The organism is Paenibacillus sp. FSL R5-0636 (assembly GCF_037974255.1).
Taxonomy (GTDB): domain Bacteria; phylum Bacillota; class Bacilli; order Paenibacillales; family Paenibacillaceae; genus Paenibacillus_AQ; species Paenibacillus_AQ odorifer.
The window spans coordinates 570,117-589,311 of sequence record NZ_CP150232.1; the positions used below are offsets into that span (position 1 = coordinate 570,117).

19 protein-coding genes are annotated in these 19,195 nt (G+C 47.4%); 13 read left to right on the forward strand and 6 right to left on the reverse strand.

Annotated elements, in window-relative coordinates:
* Positions 1-13: 13 nt before the first annotated feature.
* The 4 genes from MKX34_RS02510 to MKX34_RS02525 all read left to right on the forward strand — a co-directional run bounded on the left by MKX34_RS02510 (position 14) and on the right by MKX34_RS02525 (position 3,955).
* Complete coding sequence (locus MKX34_RS02510; protein ID WP_076297305.1) at positions 14-1,426, forward strand: ATP-binding protein; 1,413 nt, start codon at positions 14-16, stop codon at positions 1,424-1,426.
* A gap of 104 nt (positions 1,427-1,530) precedes the next feature.
* A complete protein-coding gene (locus tag MKX34_RS02515; RefSeq protein WP_036682545.1) occupies positions 1,531-2,796 on the forward strand; it encodes an MFS transporter in 1,266 nt (421 codons plus the stop codon).
* 19 nt (positions 2,797-2,815) lie between these two features.
* A complete protein-coding gene (locus MKX34_RS02520; RefSeq protein WP_038568515.1) occupies positions 2,816-3,481 on the forward strand; it encodes an oxidoreductase in 666 nt (221 codons plus the stop codon).
* Between the two features lie 93 nt (positions 3,482-3,574).
* Entirely contained in the window at positions 3,575-3,955 is a 381-nt protein-coding gene (locus tag MKX34_RS02525; protein WP_036682524.1) for a RidA family protein, read from the forward strand.
* Between the two features lie 93 nt (positions 3,956-4,048).
* Here MKX34_RS02525 and MKX34_RS02530 read toward each other — a convergent pair whose 3' ends face one another.
* A complete protein-coding gene (locus tag MKX34_RS02530; RefSeq protein WP_038568517.1) occupies positions 4,049-4,813 on the reverse strand; it encodes a TspO/MBR family protein in 765 nt (254 codons plus the stop codon).
* Positions 4,814-5,276: 463 nt separating this feature from the next.
* On the opposite strand from MKX34_RS02530, the gene MKX34_RS02535 reads away from it, so the two are divergent.
* The 3 genes from MKX34_RS02535 (at position 5,277) to MKX34_RS02545 (ending at position 10,478) form a co-directional block, all read left to right on the forward strand.
* Positions 5,277-8,363, forward strand: coding sequence for a DEAD/DEAH box helicase (locus MKX34_RS02535; RefSeq protein WP_076297306.1), 3,087 nt, complete (start codon positions 5,277-5,279; stop codon positions 8,361-8,363).
* A gap of 33 nt (positions 8,364-8,396) precedes the next feature.
* Positions 8,397-9,188 (forward strand): hypothetical protein, encoded by a 792-nt coding sequence (locus MKX34_RS02540; protein WP_076101349.1) that lies wholly within the window; start codon positions 8,397-8,399, stop codon positions 9,186-9,188.
* 138 nt (positions 9,189-9,326) lie between these two features.
* Positions 9,327-10,478: a YCF48-related protein gene (locus MKX34_RS02545; protein WP_076297307.1), complete on the forward strand. Its 1,152-nt coding sequence runs from the start codon at positions 9,327-9,329 to the stop codon at positions 10,476-10,478.
* Positions 10,479-10,840: 362 nt separating this feature from the next.
* Here the strand turns inward: MKX34_RS02545 and MKX34_RS02550 are convergent, their stop codons facing one another.
* The gene (locus tag MKX34_RS02550) at positions 10,841-11,569 is read right to left on the reverse strand and encodes a GTP pyrophosphokinase family protein (RefSeq protein ID WP_076218890.1); all 729 of its coding nucleotides are present in this window, start codon (positions 11,567-11,569) and stop codon (positions 10,841-10,843) included.
* Between the two features lie 204 nt (positions 11,570-11,773).
* Between MKX34_RS02550 and MKX34_RS02555 the strand changes: the two genes are divergently transcribed.
* Genes MKX34_RS02555 through MKX34_RS02570 form a run of 4 tightly spaced genes read left to right on the forward strand, consistent with a single transcriptional unit; the run spans position 11,774 to position 14,388 of the window.
* The gene (locus MKX34_RS02555) at positions 11,774-12,565 is read left to right on the forward strand and encodes a zinc ribbon domain-containing protein (RefSeq protein WP_036682517.1); all 792 of its coding nucleotides are present in this window, start codon (positions 11,774-11,776) and stop codon (positions 12,563-12,565) included.
* Positions 12,566-12,605: 40 nt separating this feature from the next.
* Entirely contained in the window at positions 12,606-13,424 is an 819-nt protein-coding gene (locus MKX34_RS02560; protein WP_036682516.1) for a TrmB family transcriptional regulator, read from the forward strand.
* Between the two features lie 25 nt (positions 13,425-13,449).
* Entirely contained in the window at positions 13,450-13,752 is a 303-nt protein-coding gene (locus MKX34_RS02565; protein WP_036682514.1) for a hypothetical protein, read from the forward strand.
* A gap of 42 nt (positions 13,753-13,794) precedes the next feature.
* Positions 13,795-14,388, forward strand: a complete 594-nt coding sequence (locus MKX34_RS02570) for a xanthine phosphoribosyltransferase (RefSeq protein WP_036682513.1) — start codon at positions 13,795-13,797, stop codon at positions 14,386-14,388.
* A 113-nt stretch (positions 14,389-14,501) separates the two neighbouring features.
* On the opposite strand, the gene MKX34_RS02575 is transcribed toward MKX34_RS02570, so the two are convergent.
* From MKX34_RS02575 to MKX34_RS02590, 4 genes are all read right to left on the reverse strand, one after another.
* The gene (locus tag MKX34_RS02575; RefSeq protein WP_076297308.1) at positions 14,502-15,458 is read right to left on the reverse strand and encodes a diacylglycerol kinase family protein; all 957 of its coding nucleotides are present in this window, start codon (positions 15,456-15,458) and stop codon (positions 14,502-14,504) included.
* Between the two features lie 110 nt (positions 15,459-15,568).
* Complete coding sequence (locus MKX34_RS02580) at positions 15,569-15,907, reverse strand: membrane protein (RefSeq protein WP_036682511.1); 339 nt, start codon at positions 15,905-15,907, stop codon at positions 15,569-15,571.
* 93 nt (positions 15,908-16,000) lie between these two features.
* Entirely contained in the window at positions 16,001-16,990 is a 990-nt protein-coding gene (locus MKX34_RS02585; RefSeq protein ID WP_076297309.1) for a serine hydrolase, read from the reverse strand.
* 290 nt (positions 16,991-17,280) lie between these two features.
* The gene (locus MKX34_RS02590; protein ID WP_256715230.1) at positions 17,281-17,412 is read right to left on the reverse strand and encodes a hypothetical protein; all 132 of its coding nucleotides are present in this window, start codon (positions 17,410-17,412) and stop codon (positions 17,281-17,283) included.
* Positions 17,413-17,460: 48 nt separating this feature from the next.
* Here MKX34_RS02590 and MKX34_RS02595 point away from each other — a divergent pair, with 48 nt between their 5' ends.
* Positions 17,461-17,649: a hypothetical protein gene (locus tag MKX34_RS02595; protein ID WP_019913840.1), complete on the forward strand. Its 189-nt coding sequence runs from the start codon at positions 17,461-17,463 to the stop codon at positions 17,647-17,649.
* Positions 17,650-18,052: 403 nt separating this feature from the next.
* Complete coding sequence (gene coxB, locus MKX34_RS02600) at positions 18,053-19,099, forward strand: cytochrome c oxidase subunit II (protein WP_076101356.1); 1,047 nt, start codon at positions 18,053-18,055, stop codon at positions 19,097-19,099.
* Positions 19,100-19,195: the final 96 nt, after the last annotated feature.

Below are 19,195 nucleotides of genomic sequence, written 5' to 3' on the forward strand. Positions count from 1 at the left end.
TGGGAGTGAATCTATGGGTTATCTTAAAATATTTTTTGGAAACACCGCAATGCTAATAGCTGTAGCCTATTTGGCTAATCTTATATATAAAAACACCATTTCAAATGCAAGTGTAGGAATAAAAAAGGTAAGCTGGGTATTACTGGCCATTTTTGCCGGGTGGATTAGTACTCTTTTTGGATATAGGCTGGGTGAGCATGTGATTTTTGATTTACGTTTTGTGCCACTTATTATATCAACGCTGGCTTATCCGCATCCTTTCATTCTTGTTTTGATCGGTATAGGAACAGGTCTTACACGGTTAACTTTTGGAGTAAATGAGGCGGCGATGGCCGGAACCATTAATCTGTCCATTCTAGGATTTGTTTGTGCTGCGCTTAGCTACTGGGTCAGACGATCTAACTTATGTATGGTGAACAAAGGTTTGATCGTGATTCTAGTCATAAATGTAATGAACGCAATCAACATTATGGTGTTTGGTGTGATCCCCGCCCCAGAGTACATAAAAGAGATTATGCCGATTACTTTCCCTGCCGGATTGGTTCTAAGTGTTCTATTCTCCTTAATTATCCGTGACTTTCAATTGGGTCTCTTGCGGAATGGACAGATTGAGCGTGCTAATGAACAGCTGTCTGCTCAGACGGAGGAGCTGCATAAGAATAAGATCGAGCTTGAAGAGCGTGCCGATCAGTTAATGATGGCTTCGCAATTTAAATCGGAATTTCTGGCAAATATGTCTCATGAGCTTAGAACGCCACTGAATAGCATTATTAATTTATCGCAATTAATTGAAGACAATGATAATTCTCTTACGGAAGCAGAAATGAGTGAGTATGCAGCTATTATCCGCCGTTCTGGTGAAGAATTATTGATGATTATTGGCGATATATTAGATCTGTCCAAAGTGGAAGCAGGTCGATTAGATATTATTAATGAAGATTTAAGTGTTAGTGAGATTCCAGAGATTCTGGCTATGCAGTTCGCTGTGACAGCGAAACAAAAAGAACTGGAATTTAATATTGATATGGAAAAAAATGTTCCACAAATGATTCATTCCGACCCGCAGCGGATTCAGCAAATCCTGCGCAATTTGCTTTCTAATGCTTTTAAATTTACAAAGTCTGGCCATGTCGCACTCCGTATTCGTCAAGAGGAACGTGGGGAAAGAGCTATTGTGAAGCATTGGATTGTATTTGAGGTAGAAGATAGCGGTATTGGTATTGCACCAGAGAAGCATGCCATGATCTTTGAAGCCTTCCAACAGGCGGATCGAACAATTAGTCGAAAATATGGCGGAACAGGATTAGGGCTTTCTATTAGTAATGATTTGGCCAGACTGCTCGGAGGTTTCATTACTTTAGAAAGTGAGGAAGGTAAAGGGAGCCGTTTTTCGCTTTATTTACCCCTCGAAATCATAGAAGAGTAAGCTCCAATATTATTTGTTAATTTGGCGTATTGACAGTAGATTGATGCGGAGTAGAATGAAGCAAATGCCGCATCAAAGGAGTGTTACCCCTCTCTATGAACAACATGGAAACTAAGCACACAGTTACTAGTTCAAAGCGTGTCCGTAAAACCTCAGTACATCGCAGAAATTTGCGCATTGCTACCTGGGAAGGTGTGCCATCGACCATTTTCCAGGTACTGCTGCAAGGGCAGTTTCTAACAGGATTCCTACTATATTTAGGAGCCACTTCAAGTCAAATTGGATTTGTGCTAGCGCTTACCACCTTGGTTAATGTGATGCAGATCGGGGTAGCTTTTTTGATTCAGAAGCTGCCAAGCCGCAAATGGGCTATGGTTACTTTTATCGGCCTGCATAGGATACTTTGGAGTTCTACGGGGCTAATTCCGTTTATTTTTCCTAAAGAGTATTGGGTCATGGCTTTTATAGCCTTATATACTACTGCATTTATTGCCAATACGGCGGGTGGTGTGCTGTGGAGCTCTGTGATCAGCGATCTTGTTCCAGCACGTGTGCGCGGACGTTATTTTGGGATTCGTAATACGTTCCTGAATGCACTCGGTAGTCTGGTAATGTATGGTGGGGGTATCGTTTTGGATCGTTATCCCGGGAGCCATGGCTTTCTGATTCTTTATATTGTTGTGTGGATCTTCGCGATCTCTAACGTCGTTGTATTCTTTTTTTATCCCGACGTGCCTTTCGAGAAATCGGAAGAACATAAATTTTTGCCGATGTTTAAGAAACCGCTTAAAGATACTTTATTTATGAAGTCTACTTTGTTTCTGGCCGCCTGGTTGCTGCTGCAGAATCTAACTGTTCCGCTATATTCGTATGTCATGTTGCAGTTACTTCATATAAATTATGAAACGTTATCACTGCTTAATGTGTCCCAGACTCTTTTTATGATGGCCAGTTTCTACGTTTGGGGCAATCTAAATGCAAAATATAGCAATAAACGTCTGTTGTTCTTTACGTTGCCGATTATTGCCTTGTCCTCTTTAATGTGGGGACTCTTGTCTGTGCTGCCGATGCTGTTGGTGTTGTTTGCCGCTCATATTGTTTTTGGTGTAGGTGTAGGCGGTTTCAACCAGCTGGCCTTTAATTTTATTATTGGGGACACGCCGAAAAAAGAACGGCCTATGTATATGGCGACCTATGCGGCGCTTACGGGTTTATCATCCTTTTTTGGCCCGCTTATCGGGGGACAGTTGTATGAAAAAATTGCCCACTGGCCGCAATGGACCCAAGTATACGGTATGCAGTTGGTAGTGGGAACGCTTATGATTGCTCTTGCCTTCCTGCTGGGCCGTCGTATTCTAAAGGACGAATAGAAGTAAAGGGGACTATTCCATGTTAAGGATTGCGTTGGTATTAGGGGCTACTGGGTTAGTAGGGAAAGCGGTTACGGAGGAATTGCTGAATCGTGAAGGTTGGGGTGAGGTGAGAGTGCTTGTACGGACTCCATTAGCTTTAGAACATCCCAAGCTTAAGCAAATCGTTGTGGATTGGGAGAACCTGGCGGAGTATAGCGATTCGTTCGAAGGCGTTCATTCCATCTTCTGTTGCCTCGGGACTACGATCAAGAAGGCAGGTTCACAAGAGAAGTTCGAACGTGTTGATCTGGATTATCCGCTTGCAGCTGCTACTATTGCGAGAGATCACGGTGTTAAACAGTTTTTGGTTGTTTCATCCATGGGGGCAGATGCCAAATCGCGCAATTTCTACAGTCGGACTAAGGGTAGAGCAGAGGAAGCGTTAAGCAAAATCGGTTTTCAAGGGCTGCATTTGTTTCGGCCATCCTTGCTGCTGGGTCATCGTGAGGAATTCAGACTGGGAGAACGCGTCGCGGCTAGATTGATGAAAGCGCTGGAGTTTGTAATGGTTGGCAAAGCAGCTAAATATCGTGCCATTCCTGGTGTAACTGTGGCGAGAGCTATGGTTAACATTGCCTCTGCTGACACGCATGGTTTGCATATCTACACGAATGAAGTAATACATGTGATTGGAAAACGATAAGTTTTTCGGGCTGCTAATAAATTTGCATTACGGTGAGAACAGGACTTACAATGGACAATAAATGATCAGCGTTTAATGGAGAGGGGTAACAAGATGAGTAAAAAACAAGTAGCTACTACAAAAGCACCTGGAGCCATTGGTCCTTATAGTCAAGCCATTACCACCGGTAGTTGGGTATACACTTCAGGACAGCTGGGCCTTAATCCAGAGACAGGGAATTTGGCTGAAGGCGTTCAGGAACAAGCTCGTCAAGCACTTAGCAATGTACAAGCTATTCTTGAGGAGGCTGGTGCATCACTGGATCATGTAGTGAAGACCACTGTATTCCTAAAGGATATGAATGATTTTGCAGCAGTTAATGAGGTTTACAGCACCTTCTTTAAAGAACCTTATCCTGCCCGCAGTGCCATTGAGGTTGCCCGTCTGCCAAAAGATGGCCTTGTTGAGATCGAAGCGGTAGCGCGTAAAAAATAAATATGATTTCGCACTTCTAAATTAATCTACAAAAAAGGCAGGCTCAGAAGGATCACCTTCTGAGCCTGCCTTTTTATAATATCAAAAGGACAATCAGTATCTGCTGTATCTTCTGCGGGGTGTGAGCAATAGCCAAATGCTGTAGAGCAGCAGAAGACCTGCCGTTATTGTGCCCGTCACAAAGACTGCATTAGCCTCTCTATGTTCCAGGGCAATCGCGATGAAAGCCCATACGAAGACCAGAGGATAGATGCTGTCTCGGTTAGGATAGCTGACTAACACCGCAAGCAGTGTCCCCACGCAGAGCATGATCACAGCCCAGGTTATCCCGCTAAGTCCAAATCCATCCCAATGATTTTTCTCTAGAACAACGCTAACATTCACGATAGTAGCCACAGAGATCCAGCCAAGGTATATAATAAAGGGTAGCTTGATCAACCATTTCTCACCTGAAGTAGGATTTGCGATCTGGCGCGATTTGCGATAGATAACAATGATTGAAATTAACATTAACACCATGGCAATCAATGAAAGCTCGATGTATAGATACTGCCAGAGGAAAAGCCAGCTCATATTAAAAACACAGCTCAGGATAAACCAGAACGAAATAACTCGTACAGAATCCCTAGAGCTTGTATAGGAGCGGAATTGATAAATAACGAAACCGGCTAACAATAAATAAATCAGCGACCAAATGGAGAAGGCATAGCCAGCAGGAGTCATGTAAGTCTTATATTTGTCAGAGATCTCTCCTGTACTGTTTCCGCCCAAAGGCAAGGTTACCGCCAGCACATTTACGATAATTACACCCACAAAGAATACGAGGTTCCACCATTTATAAGGATTATAACGTCTCAAATTATTCACTCCCTAGCTTTTTTAATAGGGTGTTGCTTATTTAGAATATACCCCTTTTTGGCACAATTAAGACTATAAAAAGAAAAGAAGTGACTAGTGAGTCATAACATTCTTGGATAGCAGGGCAGTAGTGCGGGGTATTTTAAATGAATCAAATTACTGGGTGTTTCTATATCCTTCAACTTTATTTCATAAAAATCTACAGAAAATATGCAGAAATGTTTTTAAATCAGCGCTTTTTCGTATAAGATGAAGAGATGAAGATTCAAGAAAATATAAGTTTTGTCCTAGTTCTTTATCCTTATATTTACCGCAGGAGTGCATCCCCTCTCTAAAAGAGGAAGAGGCGGCTTCTACTTGTATAGCTTCAAAATTTATTTCTCGCGGAAAAGGTTGCAGTTACCCTTCCTGATGGTGGGGGGCTGGTTCTTTTTTTGCTTGCTTAAAAGACAGGAGATCACCGATGACTAAGCATCTGTATGCAATATGGTTAGGGGACGTTTTATTTTGCTTCTCTGGCGAAACTTCGGAGCCGAAGGTTGACGCTTGGACTCGCGTAGTGAAGCGGATGGAGCTACAGGGAGGAGTGCGTCCTTTTGCAACTGCTGCTCTGCGTCTGGCAGAAGTGAAAGATCCGGCTCCCCCTGTAGAGGGGAAGCCAGCCCGGCGCGGATTGCCCGGACGAACGTTCGAAGGGCTCGCCTTGGTTCCTAGCGATGCATTTCAACTGCTTCTGGCATGGGATGAGACGTTATGCCGAGATCAGGGAGTGGAGCCAGGCGGCGAACTGCGTTACTGGGCAGCAGCGGCACGTTTTGCGCTGGAGCTGATGGGTACAGGCGGGATTACGCCGGGAGCCTTGCCACCACGCCCCGTGGGCTCACGTCGCCGCGGCGGAGAACAGGCGGCGACAGTCTGCTGGTCGCCAGCTTTCCGAAAGCAGGAGGACAAAGAGATCTTTTTGCAGCTGGCAGCATCCATGCCTGTTCTTGCACTAGGAACGCATATCGCAGAGGCAGGGGATCTATCCTCTCGCGATGAGGCTGGAGCTTATGTGCTTTACTCCTTTATGCAGGCTGTAATGACTGCTGAGATAAAAAAGGTAATTGCGGGCATTGAAAGTGAGTTAACCCCTTATAAAGCAAATTATCGCCGGGGTTATTCTCCTTTAACTGAACTGTGGTGGAATAGCCTTCTCACTGGAAGCCGAGATATACCCGTGCAAGGAACTCCAGCAGAGGTGACGGACCTTTTGGTCACTGTGAACGAGACCGCTGGCAGCGATGTGCCACATTCAGAGCCAGAGGAAGCGCGGAGCGGGCAGCTGGGTCTTGGGCTACGGCTGGAGCCGCCAGAAGACAATAATGAAGTCTGGCGGTTAACCTTCTGGGCGGAGAATAAGGAAGAAGGGGAATTCTGGTTTCCCGCCAAATCGATCTGGAGCAGTAAGGAACGAGAGTTTACGTTATGGGGGAAACGCTATCGCAATATCCAGCAGCAGCTGCTTATAGCGCTGGGCCGGGCTGCGAAGATATCGCCGGATATCCAGCGCGCTCTTGCTAAGCCTGCGCCTACGGGGGCAGATTTGGAACCAGAACGTCTTTATTTCTTTTTGAAGGAGACGGTGCAGCAGCTGCGCGATCGGGGAATAACGGTGCAGATGCCTTCGCGCTGGAGCCGTGAAGGACGCCGCCGCATTGGCATGAAGATGAAAATGCAGCCAGGCGTGAACGGGGGCGATAGTCCTGCGCCCGCGGCTCTGGGTATGGAAGAGCTGATCTCGTTCCGTATTGAGGCCTCGCTTGGAGAAAGTGCGATTAGTGAGGAAGAACTAAACGCATTAGTAGAGGCTGGCGTACCTTTTGTACGTTTCCGCGGGGAATGGATCGAGATAGATCCTAAAGAAATCCGCCAGGTTCTTAGATATATGAAACGCCATGAAAACGGAGAAATGACTGCCGCGGATTGGATGCGCCTAGAAGCCGAGGATGGTGAAGATCGGCTCTGGAAAGGAATGTCCGTCACTGGGATGGAGACATCCGGGCTGTTGGCATCGCTTATGCGCGGAGATGTATTACGTAATCTTCCGGTGCGTCCCGTACCTGAAGGTCTGCATGGAACTTTAAGACCTTATCAAGAGCGGGGTTATCAGTGGCTGGCCGAGCTCAGTGGTCTGGGTTTTGGGGTATGTCTCGCCGATGATATGGGTCTAGGTAAAACGGTGCAGGTTATCACCTGCCTGCTGGACCGGGCGTTAAGTGCTCCCCCTGAAGAGAAGCAGGAGCCTGTGCTGATTCTCTGCCCAACTTCGCTTCTTGGCAACTGGCAGCGGGAGCTGCAGCGCTTTGCTCCTTCGCTTAATGTACACATACATCATGGTGGACGCCGTGTTCGGGGAGATAGCTTCTTAGAACTGGCAACCAGTCATGATATCGTACTGACGACCTATCACTTGGCAGGGCGTGACAGCGAGGATTTAGCTAATGTTCAGTGGTCAACAGTGGTGCTGGATGAAGCTCAATATATTAAAAATCACCGTACGAAGCAGGCGCAGAGTGTGATGAAGTTATCAGCGCCGCATCGCATAGCTATGACGGGTACTCCGGTAGAGAACAGACTTGGCGAGTTATGGTCTATTTTCCACTTTTTAAACCCGGGCTATTTAGGAACCTATCATTCCTTCCGGCAGCGTTATGTGTCTGGGGAGGGTGGGGAGCGTCTGCGGGAGCTGCATCGCTTGGTATCACCCTTCCTGTTGCGGCGTCTGAAGAGTGATCCGGATATTTCTAAGGATTTACCGGAGAAGCTGGAGTTGAAGTCTTATTGCCCGCTGACCGAGACCCAAGCTGCCCTGTATCAGGGTGTTGTGGATGAAATGCTCGGCGTGATCGGGGAGAGCAGTGGTATGGCTCGCCGTGGACTGGTGTTATCCTCTCTGACGAAGCTGAAGCAGATTTGCGATCATCCTCAGCTATTCCGGAAAGAAGAAGGTCGCAGTCCGCGTAATGAACATTCCGGTAAAATGGAGGTTATGTTCGAGGTGTTGGACAGTATTGCTGAAGTTGGCGAATCTGTGTTGATCTTTACGCAATACGTAGCGATGGGTGAGCTGCTGGTGAGCAAGCTTACTAAGCGTTATGGTACATCGCCATTGTTCCTTCACGGAGGGATTCCAAAACGAGAGCGTGACGAGATGGTGCATGATTTTCAAGAGGGCAAGGGTCCATCCTTCTTCGTGTTATCTCTTAAAGCGGGCGGAGTAGGTTTGAACTTAACCCGGGCCAATCATGTTATTCATTACGATCGCTGGTGGAATCCGGCAGTGGAGAATCAGGCGACAGACCGGGCTTTCCGAATTGGACAGGATAAGAATGTTCAAGTTCATAAGCTGATTTGCCAAGGAACACTGGAGGAACGTATTGACGAATTAATTGAGCGGAAGAAAAGCCTTTCGGAGCAGGTTGTTGGTTCTGGTGAAACATGGTTGACCGAGATGTCTAATCATGAACTGAAGGAGCTTATTGAACTGCAGGATCAGGATTGGATGTAAGGAAAGACATGAGCAATACGGAGGGATCAAACAATGAGTGAACTGTTAGAGATGCGGCTGGAAGTTGTGCCTGGATTAGTAAAAGCAGCATGGACGACTTCGCCCGGGAGAGTGACGGGAGGGTCGCGGGCAAAGGGTGAATGGAATGTCGGTACTTCTGCTGTTCCTCAGGGACAAAGACCGGAGCGACCTCTCTCTCTGAAGGTTCCAGTATGGCATGCTGCCCGTAGAAAAGAAATATTGCGGCGTCTGGCGCTAAGTCCGGATGAGGTATTTGCATTGTTGCAGGGGAGATTAACGGGTGGGCTGGCGGAACTGGATCTTCTGCCTACAGATACAGAGCTGGAGCAGGCCCTCTTTGAGGGTGAAGGGTTAGAGGATCAGGCGGAGACTCTGCAGCTTATAAAAGAACGACTTGCTGAAGAACCGCTGCTGGCGCTTTCTCTGAGAGGATTTACTAAGGGAGAACTCCTGGATGGAATATTTGCCCTTTGGGCTGAAAGTGATATAGCCGCCGATGATTCTGAGACAGAGGCAGCCCCCGTTAGTGAGCTTGCAACGGAATTAGCACGGCTAGAGCGCAAGGGCCCCGCAATTTCCTCTGGAGAATGGCTTGCAGAAGCGGCTGCTGAAGGTTCGCTTCACCAGCCGGGACCGCAGTTCCATGAGATTACGGCTAGGCCATTTCCTTCATCGCCGGTAGTAGCAGCGGTAACGGAAGACTGGGGAGCTTTGCTCCCTCAGACACCTAAGGCGCTAGAAGGCCTAACTTTGATTATGAATCGAGTAGCAGAAGCTGCTGCCCGTCGAGCAAGTAAGGCGTAATTAAACAGCAGTGGAGTGTAAAGAAGTCGCATCCTATCTGAGGAGGCGGCTTCTTTGTGTAAAGCTTCTGTAACCTTTTACTATTAAACTCTGTCTATGATTATAGAATAGAAGGAAATGGAAAAAGGAGGATTTCATTTGAGACTATATGCCGTTTTTGCCCCGATAATCATTGCCGGGTTATTTCTGCAATCCTGCATGGTAAACGATAAGCTTGGTTTAGATTCGAGTATGGGGACAAATACCGCTGAGCTGAAGACGGATATGAATTCTTTGCAGGGGTATCCTGCTAAATTTAGCATGAATGACATAAAGCATGGGTGGGGAATAGACGAGACTGGATTATGGACTACGAACGATGGAGGGAGTAGTTGGTACCATCCGGACAGCAATATCGTTCCTATTCCACAAGAAACAGGCATCTTTGCCGCAGCAAGCTTTTTCCTGAATGCCACAAATGGCTGGATTATAAGTAGTCATGGTATGGGTCAACCTGTCCTGATCTATCATACCTCTGATCAGGGCCAGACCTGGAAGGAGACAAAACTTCCCGTCACGGAGGATTGGGAGCAAGGATACAGTGGCGGATTTATTCATTTTATCGATGTGAATAACGGGTATGTGCTGCTGGATTCAGAACCTGGTCTCGGGATGATGGAGAAATCCTTGTATCGCACGACAGATGGCGGGAACAGCTGGAAGCGAATCGGAAATCTAACGGGGAGTATTAAAGCCTATCCAACAGGGATGACCTTTCAGGATTCCCGGAATGGCTGGATCACCTCCAGCAACCATGGGCAAGAATACATTTTAACGTTCAGAACTTCGGATGGCGGGAAGAGCTGGAAGCCGGAACAATTAAAGAAGCCGGCTGCTATGGCAGCATTTACTTACAGTAATAGTTATCCACCTAAATTCTCAGGCAAAGACAATATGAAAGGCATCCTGCCGCTGGAGATTGTTGACGATGGGATTCGAAGTATGGTGTTTTACATAAGTGATAACGGAGGTAGGACATGGAAGCCGGGTCCTCAATTACTCGGTACTGAGGCGGTGAGAACAACATGGCTGAACGCTCGGGAAGGTTGGGCCTTGCAGGAGGGTGGTAAACTGGTGGCGACTGTCAACGGGGGGGGAAGCTGGAGGATAATTGCTACTTCGCAGCTATTCACGAAGGCAGAGAATATTCAGTTTGTTACGCCGAAAAACGGTTGGCTGGCGGGTCCTGAATTTCTACAGACCACTACAGATGGTGGCGTTACATGGAAGCCTTTGGTTGGCAAGCCTTGAGGCTGAATACAGCGGAATGCCGGATGTAATGATTAGCCGTTGAGGCTTAGGGACCCAGGGGGCGTTATTCACACATTTACCGCCTATCCAGCATGTTTTCGGACTCCAGTGCAGCTATTTCATATAAAAGGGCACAAATCTGGTGTTTTTTATGTCCATAGCGACTTTGGGGTCCGTTATTATGCAAAATGGAGGATTAATCTGTGAATAAGATCGGCTGTGTCCGATAACACCTTGCTTCGGCGGCGAAGGGTATCGATCAAACGGCCTAATCGATTAAAAAGAAGGGGGTGTCCCAGCAGCCATTGTCATGGCTTATGAGACATCCCCTTAATTTTTGAGAAATGTAGAAATATGAAAGCTTAAACCTGCCCGCCGGCAGGGGATTCCCCTTCTGCAAGTTCCAGAATCTCACGGCGCAGGCGCAACATTTTTTGATCCAGTTCATCGGCGGCGCGTGCGGCATCCTTCAATTCCTCAGCAACATGCGAAGGGAGCTGTTTATCGAATTTATAATACAGAATATGTTCCATACTTGCCCAGAAGTCCATGGCTAGGGTTCGCAGCTGTATTTCTGCTTTGACCCAGCGTGTTCCTTCCAGCAGGACGAGCGGAATTGCGACGATAAGATGCAGGCTTTGATACCCATTCGGCTTGGGATGGGCTATATAATCTTTGATCTCCAATACGCGAATGTCTTCGCGTGTGCTGAGGTGATCAACCAGACGGTAAATATCTTTAACAAAAGCACATACAATCCGCATACCTGCAATATCGTGAATGTGCTGCTCCATATTTTCCAAGTTGAACTCGAAACCTTTGCGCTCCATCTTTTGCAGGATGCTCTTGGGTTCTTTAATTCGGCATTTAACATGTTCGATGGGACTGAAGCCGTCACGGACCTGCCATTCCGTTTTGATCACATCGATTTTATTCTCAAGATCATTTAGTGCATGGCGATAGAGTGCTGGCAGAGACTTAAACTCATTGATAAGATTTGTGAAATCCTCGTTATCCTGCCAATGTTGCAGATCCTTAACGTGTACCTGCATCTGTTTTAGCGTAAGCTGTGTGCTGTCATGTTCTTCCACTGAAACTCTCCCAATTTCGTTATTTGTGATTAATTCTATTTTAACCGATGTAGAACCCCTGACGCAAAATAACGTCTGAAATCAGTGAAAATAAGAATTTATAGGAACATTCTCCGCTAAATCGCGTATTAAAGCACATTAATGAATCTGTTCGATACATTTGGTATGATAGAATCACGTATCGCTGGAGAGGGAGGAACTGTAATGAGTTTTATGAAACGAATCAAAGATAGTGCGAGCCGGGTTACTGAAAAAGCACAAAGCTCTGTTGAGATTGGCAAGCTGAACGGGCTTATTTCCGATATTGAACGTGAGATGGAAGTGGAATTCACGAAAATGGGCAGGCTTTTTTATGAAGGGTATCGCACTAAGGATATGTCGGTAGCTGAAGGCAAAATGGTAGAACTGGCACGGACCTGTTCCAAACTTCAGGAAAAAATCGAAGTCCAACGCGCAAGGATTGCTGAACTGAAAAATGAACGGTTATGTTCTTGCGGCAATGTTGTGGCGCTCGATGCAAACTTTTGTCCAAAGTGTGGAAGTAAGCTGGAGGAGCTAACCACTTCAAGAAAGATTCCTTCACCGCCCGTATTCGTCAAAACTGTGGATGAGGACGAAGAGGATGAGGATCAATACTATGGTGCAGATGAGCTAACGGATGAAGAGAAGGAGATTGCAATGAAGCTCCATCCGCAAAGTATGGTGTATTCTGAGATCCTGCCTTCAGAGGATGATGAGCTGCCATTGGAGGAATATGCGGCGAACGAACATGACATTGAACGGGATCGCAGACATGCTGATCAGCTGGAACGGGAAAGACAAAGACAGCTTGAGCTGGATCGTCGCATCCGCGATTGGAATGCGAATGAACATCAGGAGGAGTCCGCAGTCACCCAGGACAGTGGTGTACGTGATATGATTAAGTGTCAAATCTGTCGGAATGAATTGCCAAAGGGCTCCTTATGGTGCCCGCGTTGTGGATCGGAGCAAATATAGTACAGATATCAGTCAGCTTAGGGCTTAGGGGGACAACAAGATGGAACAGCTGCTGCTGCATCTGCGCAATCTGGGCTTCACGGAGATGGAGTCCAAAATCATGGTCGAGCTTGCGACTAAAGGTCAGGCTTCTGGCTATGAGGTTGCCAAACAGCTCGGAGTTTCAAGATCAAATGTGTATGCGGCGCTTCAGCGCCTAACACAGCAGGGATATGTACGATGTGGTGAAGGAGAGCCTGCGCGGTATAGTGTTCTCAATCCAGAGGAGCTGGCGACGATGATCTCGGGAAGAGTTCAAGCTTCGCTGGCTTATATGGAAAGTGAGATGCCTCGCGGGGGGCCTGTTAGTCCTTCTTTTTATAATGTAGAGGGCGACCGCAATGTAATGGGGGCGCTGATTCGCCAGCTTAACATGGCAGAGCAGGAGATTGTGGTGGATATGTGGCGCGAGGAAGCGTCGCTTCTGCGGAGCGAACTTGAACAGGCCGAACTGCGTGGCGTTAGGCTTTTATGGGCTTTTGACGGTGGCAATGCTGCTGCTGCCTCTTACCCGGTATGGCCGTCATTCGGAAAAGATTCGCAGCGGGCGGATGGACGGAAGTTCTCATTTGTGATCGACCGGAGCTGGTGTATGCTGGGGATGCGTTATGATGATGGATCCGCACAAGCAGTGGTAACAGAGCACCCGGTGTTAGTGGAGCTGCTGTTGAATCATTTTACACAGGAAATGGTCTTATTCGAGCTGGAGCAGGATATGGGCGCAGAATTAGTAGAGCGTTATGGAGAACGTTACAGCAAAATTCATAGCAAATATGTTATGTATGATCAAGGCGATGATGGGGAAGAACAGGCGCAGTAGTTATTATCATAGGGAGGTGAGAAGCATGGAATGTATCGTTCATTTTGAAGTGGTGCACAGTGATGGTCCTAAGAAATTGCGTGGACTATTGTTTCTGGATAAGGGAGCATCTCCTGGAGAAGCAGAACTGGTCGAAATGTTTAAGGATATGAATTTTAACGTGAGACTGGAAGACCGCGAGAAATTGATTTTTAAACCGGTAAATCCGGGAGATTTCTTGGAGATTCGAATTACGGGTTATGATAACGGTCAGGAAAAGAGCAAGGATGATCATAATTTAAAATCGATCGTTGGAAATTTATTGCCTCAGAAGCCGACAGGCCTGTAATGTGGGGAGAATGGATTTAATGATGGGAGAAGGAGGAGCACTATGGAGCTGTTGAGACAAAAGGTATTGAAAGAAGGTATTGTACTCGGGCAAGGAGTGCTCAAGGTGGATTCTTTTCTGAATCATCAGATGGACCCCTTCCTGATGCGCGAGGTTGGCCGTGAGTTTATCCGCCGGTTCGCTGGCGAAGAAATTACGAAGGTGCTGACTATAGAATCCTCGGGAATCGCTCCGGGGATTATGACAGCATTAGAGCTGGAGGTTCCGTTGATTTTTGCCCGTAAGCAGAAATCGCTGACGCTGACAGAAGACATTTACGTGGAGAAGGTATACTCCTTCACGAAGAAAGAAACGAATGAAATTACCGTTTCGAAGAAATTCATTGCTCCCGGAGAACGGGTGCTGATTGTTGATGATTTCTTGGCGAATGGTGAAGCCGCCTTCGGACTTGCCCGTATTGTTGAGCAGGCGGGCGGAAGTGTGGTTGGAATTGGCATTGTGATCGAAAAAGCGTTCCAGCCAGGGAATCGGCTGCTGCAGGAAGCGGGATATCGCGTAGAATCACTCGTGCGTATCGCTTCGCTGGAGGACGGAAGAGTCACTTTCGTGGAAGACGAGGAAGAGCATCTTGTTTGAGTCTTTTGGAATGAATTCTCAGTCAAAAGCTATAGGATATACAAAACAGCAAGCGAACTGGTTACGAACCAGTCGCTTGCTGTTTTTTGTGTGTATGGTATGCACGGGTCAGGTTACCCGTTGCTGCCGCATGCCGCTGCAGTGTCGACGGGCAGCTGTATGCTGTCCGCCGCCAGCGGCGAGAGCACCCGCAGCGCCCCCGGCTCGCAGCGAACGGCCAGCGGCCCTTTGCCGAGGCTCTCGCCGTCGCCGATCGCAGGCCGGGCCTCGGCAAAGCCTACGGCTACGCTACGTCCGCGCAGCATAGACACGAAGGGCAACGCCACATGCTTGCCCTTCAGTACCGTAGGGAACAGCCGCAGCAGCTGCCCGCGGCTGCACCCGTGCACGACGCAGACGTCGAGCTGGCCGTCATCGGCCTTTGCCTGCGGGCAGATCAAAAGCCCGCCGCCGTAGCTGGGCAGGTTGCAGATCGAGACCAGCCATGCCTTCTCGAAGGCATGCTCCGTGCCGTCGCAGACTACACTTACCCGGCAGGGCTTGAACGTCATCAGCGTATGCAATATGCCGATGATATACGCCAGCTGGCCTGCTCCAATGGCATTGCACAGCCGTTTGTAACGGCTGGCATTCACATTCTCGGCCACCTGAGCATCAAAGCCGTTGGCAACGGCTGTTACGGTCAGTCCGTTTGCTCCTGAAAGCAGGTCTGCTTCGATATACCGCTCACTAAGGGCGGCCTCCAGCGCGGCTTCTATCGAAAGCGGGATGCCGAACCCCCGGGCGGTGTCGTTGCCGGAGCCGGCAGGAATCACGCCCATGGGGATATCTTTACCGCAAAGTGCACCCAAAATGCTATGGAGCGTGCCGTCACCACCGATTACAATCACAGCTTTCCAATCCTCGCGATGCTTTAGTGTATTTAAAACAAGGGCTTCTGCACCCTCTACGCTGTGCGTAAACAAGGACATGAAAGGCAGCGAACGCTCCTTCATGAGCGCCTCTACAGTATGCCAGGTCCGGCCGCCTGCTCCCCCGCCGGAACGCGGGTTTATGATAAATAGATACATATGATTTCCTCCAGCCTGTAGAATTCCATTGATGCCCTTTCTACATTGTAAGGAGTGGATGGGCAAAAGGGAATACTTTTCAGCGATCAGAGGGGCTGCTTTTTGGGGGATTACAGATGGCGAATCTGACTTTCTGCGATATCACCTGCCCAAGGGAGTTTATACCACCTGCCACTTAAGGCATGGTAGATCATTAACAGCCACACCCCAAAGCTGCAAAGAGAGACGAGGGCACTCATCAAGGGACCGAGGAATGGGACCAATCCGGTTAGTACGTGGAGGATCATCAGCACCCCGAAGGTAATCAGTGATTGCAGCGAATGGAAAAGCACAAAGCGGCTGCGTTTCTCCAATGCGAGAAAGACGACGCCGCCGAGAAAAGGGAAAAAGTAACACAACGCGCCCGCTATATTATCGGGCAATCCGGTGGATGATTTAAAAGGGGACAATGGGCTCACTCTCCTTCTGCTTGGAGAAGAAGGGGCTTGATTGTTCGAATCCTTCTTCCTTACAAGCCTATGACTTGTCAGGAAAAAGTATGTTTAGCTCATTGAAGGGAGAACATACTTTTCAAGCAGCCTGCGAGGGTTCTTCCAGTTGTTTGTCTTGCTCTCTGCTGTAAAGACCACTACAGCATCCAGATTGGGGAAGAGCAGAATCTGCTGCCCGCCATGCCCGTGGGCGAGTTTGTAGGGCTGCCCGCTCATCGTACCGATCCAAAACTGATATCCGTAATCACCAAACGCTGGATATCCCTTAGTTTGAGTGGTAAGTGCATCCTGCAACCAATGTTCTGGGATGATTTGCTGCTCTGCAAACACTCCATTATTCAGCAGGCAAATTCCGAATTTAGCCATATCCCGAGACGTTAGGTGCAAACCGATATGACCCATGCTATGTCCTTCGGGGCTAGGTAACCAAGCGGTATTAGCCATTCGGAGTGGAGTGAATAAATGCTGTGCTGCATAGGAAAATGCATCAAGACCTGTAGATTCACTAATCATCATCGAGATTAGATGTGAGTCGATGCTTCGATATTGGAACTGGCCGATTTGTTCTGGAATAATGTTCAAGCTAAGGCCAAAGGAACCCCAGCGGCGGCTGCGATGGAGGTTCCGAACGAGAGGTTCACCGAGCTTCTTCCCTGTGATCCAGCTAAAGCCGGAAGTCATGGTAAGAAGATGACGGAGTGTGATTTTTGAGAGATGTGGGGAGTGAAGGTATGGAATATGCTTGTGAAGTACCTCAGATACAGAAATATGGAGATCAGGCATCTCGCCACGGTCGATAGCGATTCCCGTAAGGACACTGACAAAACTTTTGGTAGCAGAACGGAGATCATTTAATGCTCCAGCATGATGGTCGTTATAATAACGTTCGAAGATAAGGTTGCCATGGCGCACAATAAGTATGCTATGCATCTTGGGATATTCTTTTAGGATAGCTTGATGGGCTTGTTCAAGACCCTCCCGGCGTGTAGCTGTGTCCTCTGGCGTTGCGGTAGTCATTACGGGAATTACAGGCTGGGCCATAACGATCTCCTTCTCATTTGTTGATAAATGCAGTTTCACTTGCTGTATTGGTTATTGTATTTTAACCAGTTTGGAGACATATGACTTACGAAGAGAGTTGTAAAAAAATAATATTTTCCAAATAGTACATTTTACAAGGAAAGGTGGAAGTTAATCCGGAATATGATACAATATAACGATAAGGCCCGAAAGGAGTGATTCAGTAAGTGGCTCTTCGGGTAATAAAAGTGTCAAGGAGCTATCGTTCATCAGGCGTCCTTACTCTCAGCCCAAATCACGACGAACCTGCTTCACCGGCAAGGCGGTGTTTCAAAGGCTAGATTTAGCTTTAGATTCCACGTTTTGACGGATAGTGCAAGCCACGTATGTGTAATGGATACTTCACTTGCATTCGAGGTTACGGCGTACTTTTCATCATGCATTCTCTACAACGGAGCATTCATTTTCAATGTTTTGGGAGGGAACTGATCATGGCAAGTAAAGGTCATAACGAAGTCAAGGAAAGTCTACGGGAAATGACACGCATTTTCCGGCCCAAAGATCCCAAGAAATTCGTAAAGGAGTACGTCCGAAAGTATCGGATTACAGGAGGCTATGAAGAGGAACTGACCATGGTCGTGGAACACGAGTTGGTACGGATGAATTCATCCGTCTCCTAGCTAACAGATACGTTTGTCACTTGCTTAACTTTAGACATCATTTTGAGTAATAACATCCACGAGGATTCTTATAAACCGTGCCCGAGCAACTTTTGTTGCTGGAATCGGTTTTTTTTGTATGCCCATTTACGAATAAGGAAAAGTCTTCCTCATAGAATAGTCAAATGAATTAATAGACACATTTTAAAGTGTATGCGCTTTCTTTATTATTTTTTATTTGTTTGCGTTTTCATAAAATGCCATCAAATCCAGATGGGACAAGGGTTTATTGTGTCGAAAATTACAATGTGAACTAGTTGTGAACGATTGACAAAACTTTCCCTTAAACTTATATTAATAGTGATTGTTATAATTGACAGAAAAAAACAGGAATCTACGAAATCGGGAAAAGCGGGGTAGATCAATGATGAAAACGTGGCAGGCTGTAAAGCGACTCCTTCCCATGACCGCTATGTTTGGACTCTTTCTTGCCGGGTGCGGTCGTGAGGACTTGTCAGTACTCAGACCACAGGGACCTGCAGCAGACAGATCTTACGGATTAATGGAGCTGTCGATCAGCATTATGATCGTGGTGCTGCTGATTGTCTTTACGATTGCAGCTTATGTACTGATCCGCTTCCGCAGAAGACCGGGTCAGAATGAAATCCCTGAGCAGGTTGAGGGCAGCATTAAACTTGAGATTCTCTGGACAGTTATTCCGCTTATCCTTGTTGTAGTACTGGCCGTGCCAACGGTGAAAGCAGTGTTTGCCGCTGGAGATGATCATTCCAATGACAAGAATGCGATCAAGGTTAAAGTAACCGGCCACCAATACTGGTGGGAGTTTGAGTATACCGATTATAAGGTAACTACAGCACAGGATCTGATTATTCCGGTGGGCAAAGATATCGCCTTTGAACTGGAAACTAAAGATGTGCTGCACTCCTTCTGGGTCCCTTCTCTTTCCGGTAAAATCGATACCAACCCAGCTGGAACGATTAACCGCTTTAGCTTTAGTGCGCCTAATGAAGGCGTTTACCGTGGGAAATGTGCGGAGCTATGTGGGCCTTCTCATGGATTGATGGAATTTAAGGTGAAATCAGTTAGTGAACAGGAATTTCAGAAGTGGATTGATTCGATGAAAGCGCCTGTCGCTGTGCTGCCGGAGGATCCTGCTTTAGCTGAGAAGTTCAAAGCGGCATGTCTGACTTGCCACGCTGTAGGCGATCAAGGGATTAATAATGCGCCGAACTTGACCGGAATTGGTTCTCGGGAGTCGATTGCTGGAATTCTGCTCAACGACGACACGAGGGAAGATGGTGCGCCGATTGAAGAGAATCTCAAAACCTGGCTGCACGACCCGCAATCCGTAAAACCAGGCAATCTGATGCCTAACCCCAAAGATCTGGGCCTGAGTGATGCTGAGATTGATGGCATTGCAGAGTATCTGGCCAACTATAAGCTGGACTAATGCCTTAGCCTAAAGGCGGGCGGAACTTTCGAAAAGGGGGGACGAACTTTGGCTCAAGCAGCGCATACCTTGAATTCATCCAAGCCTCTGGGGCAC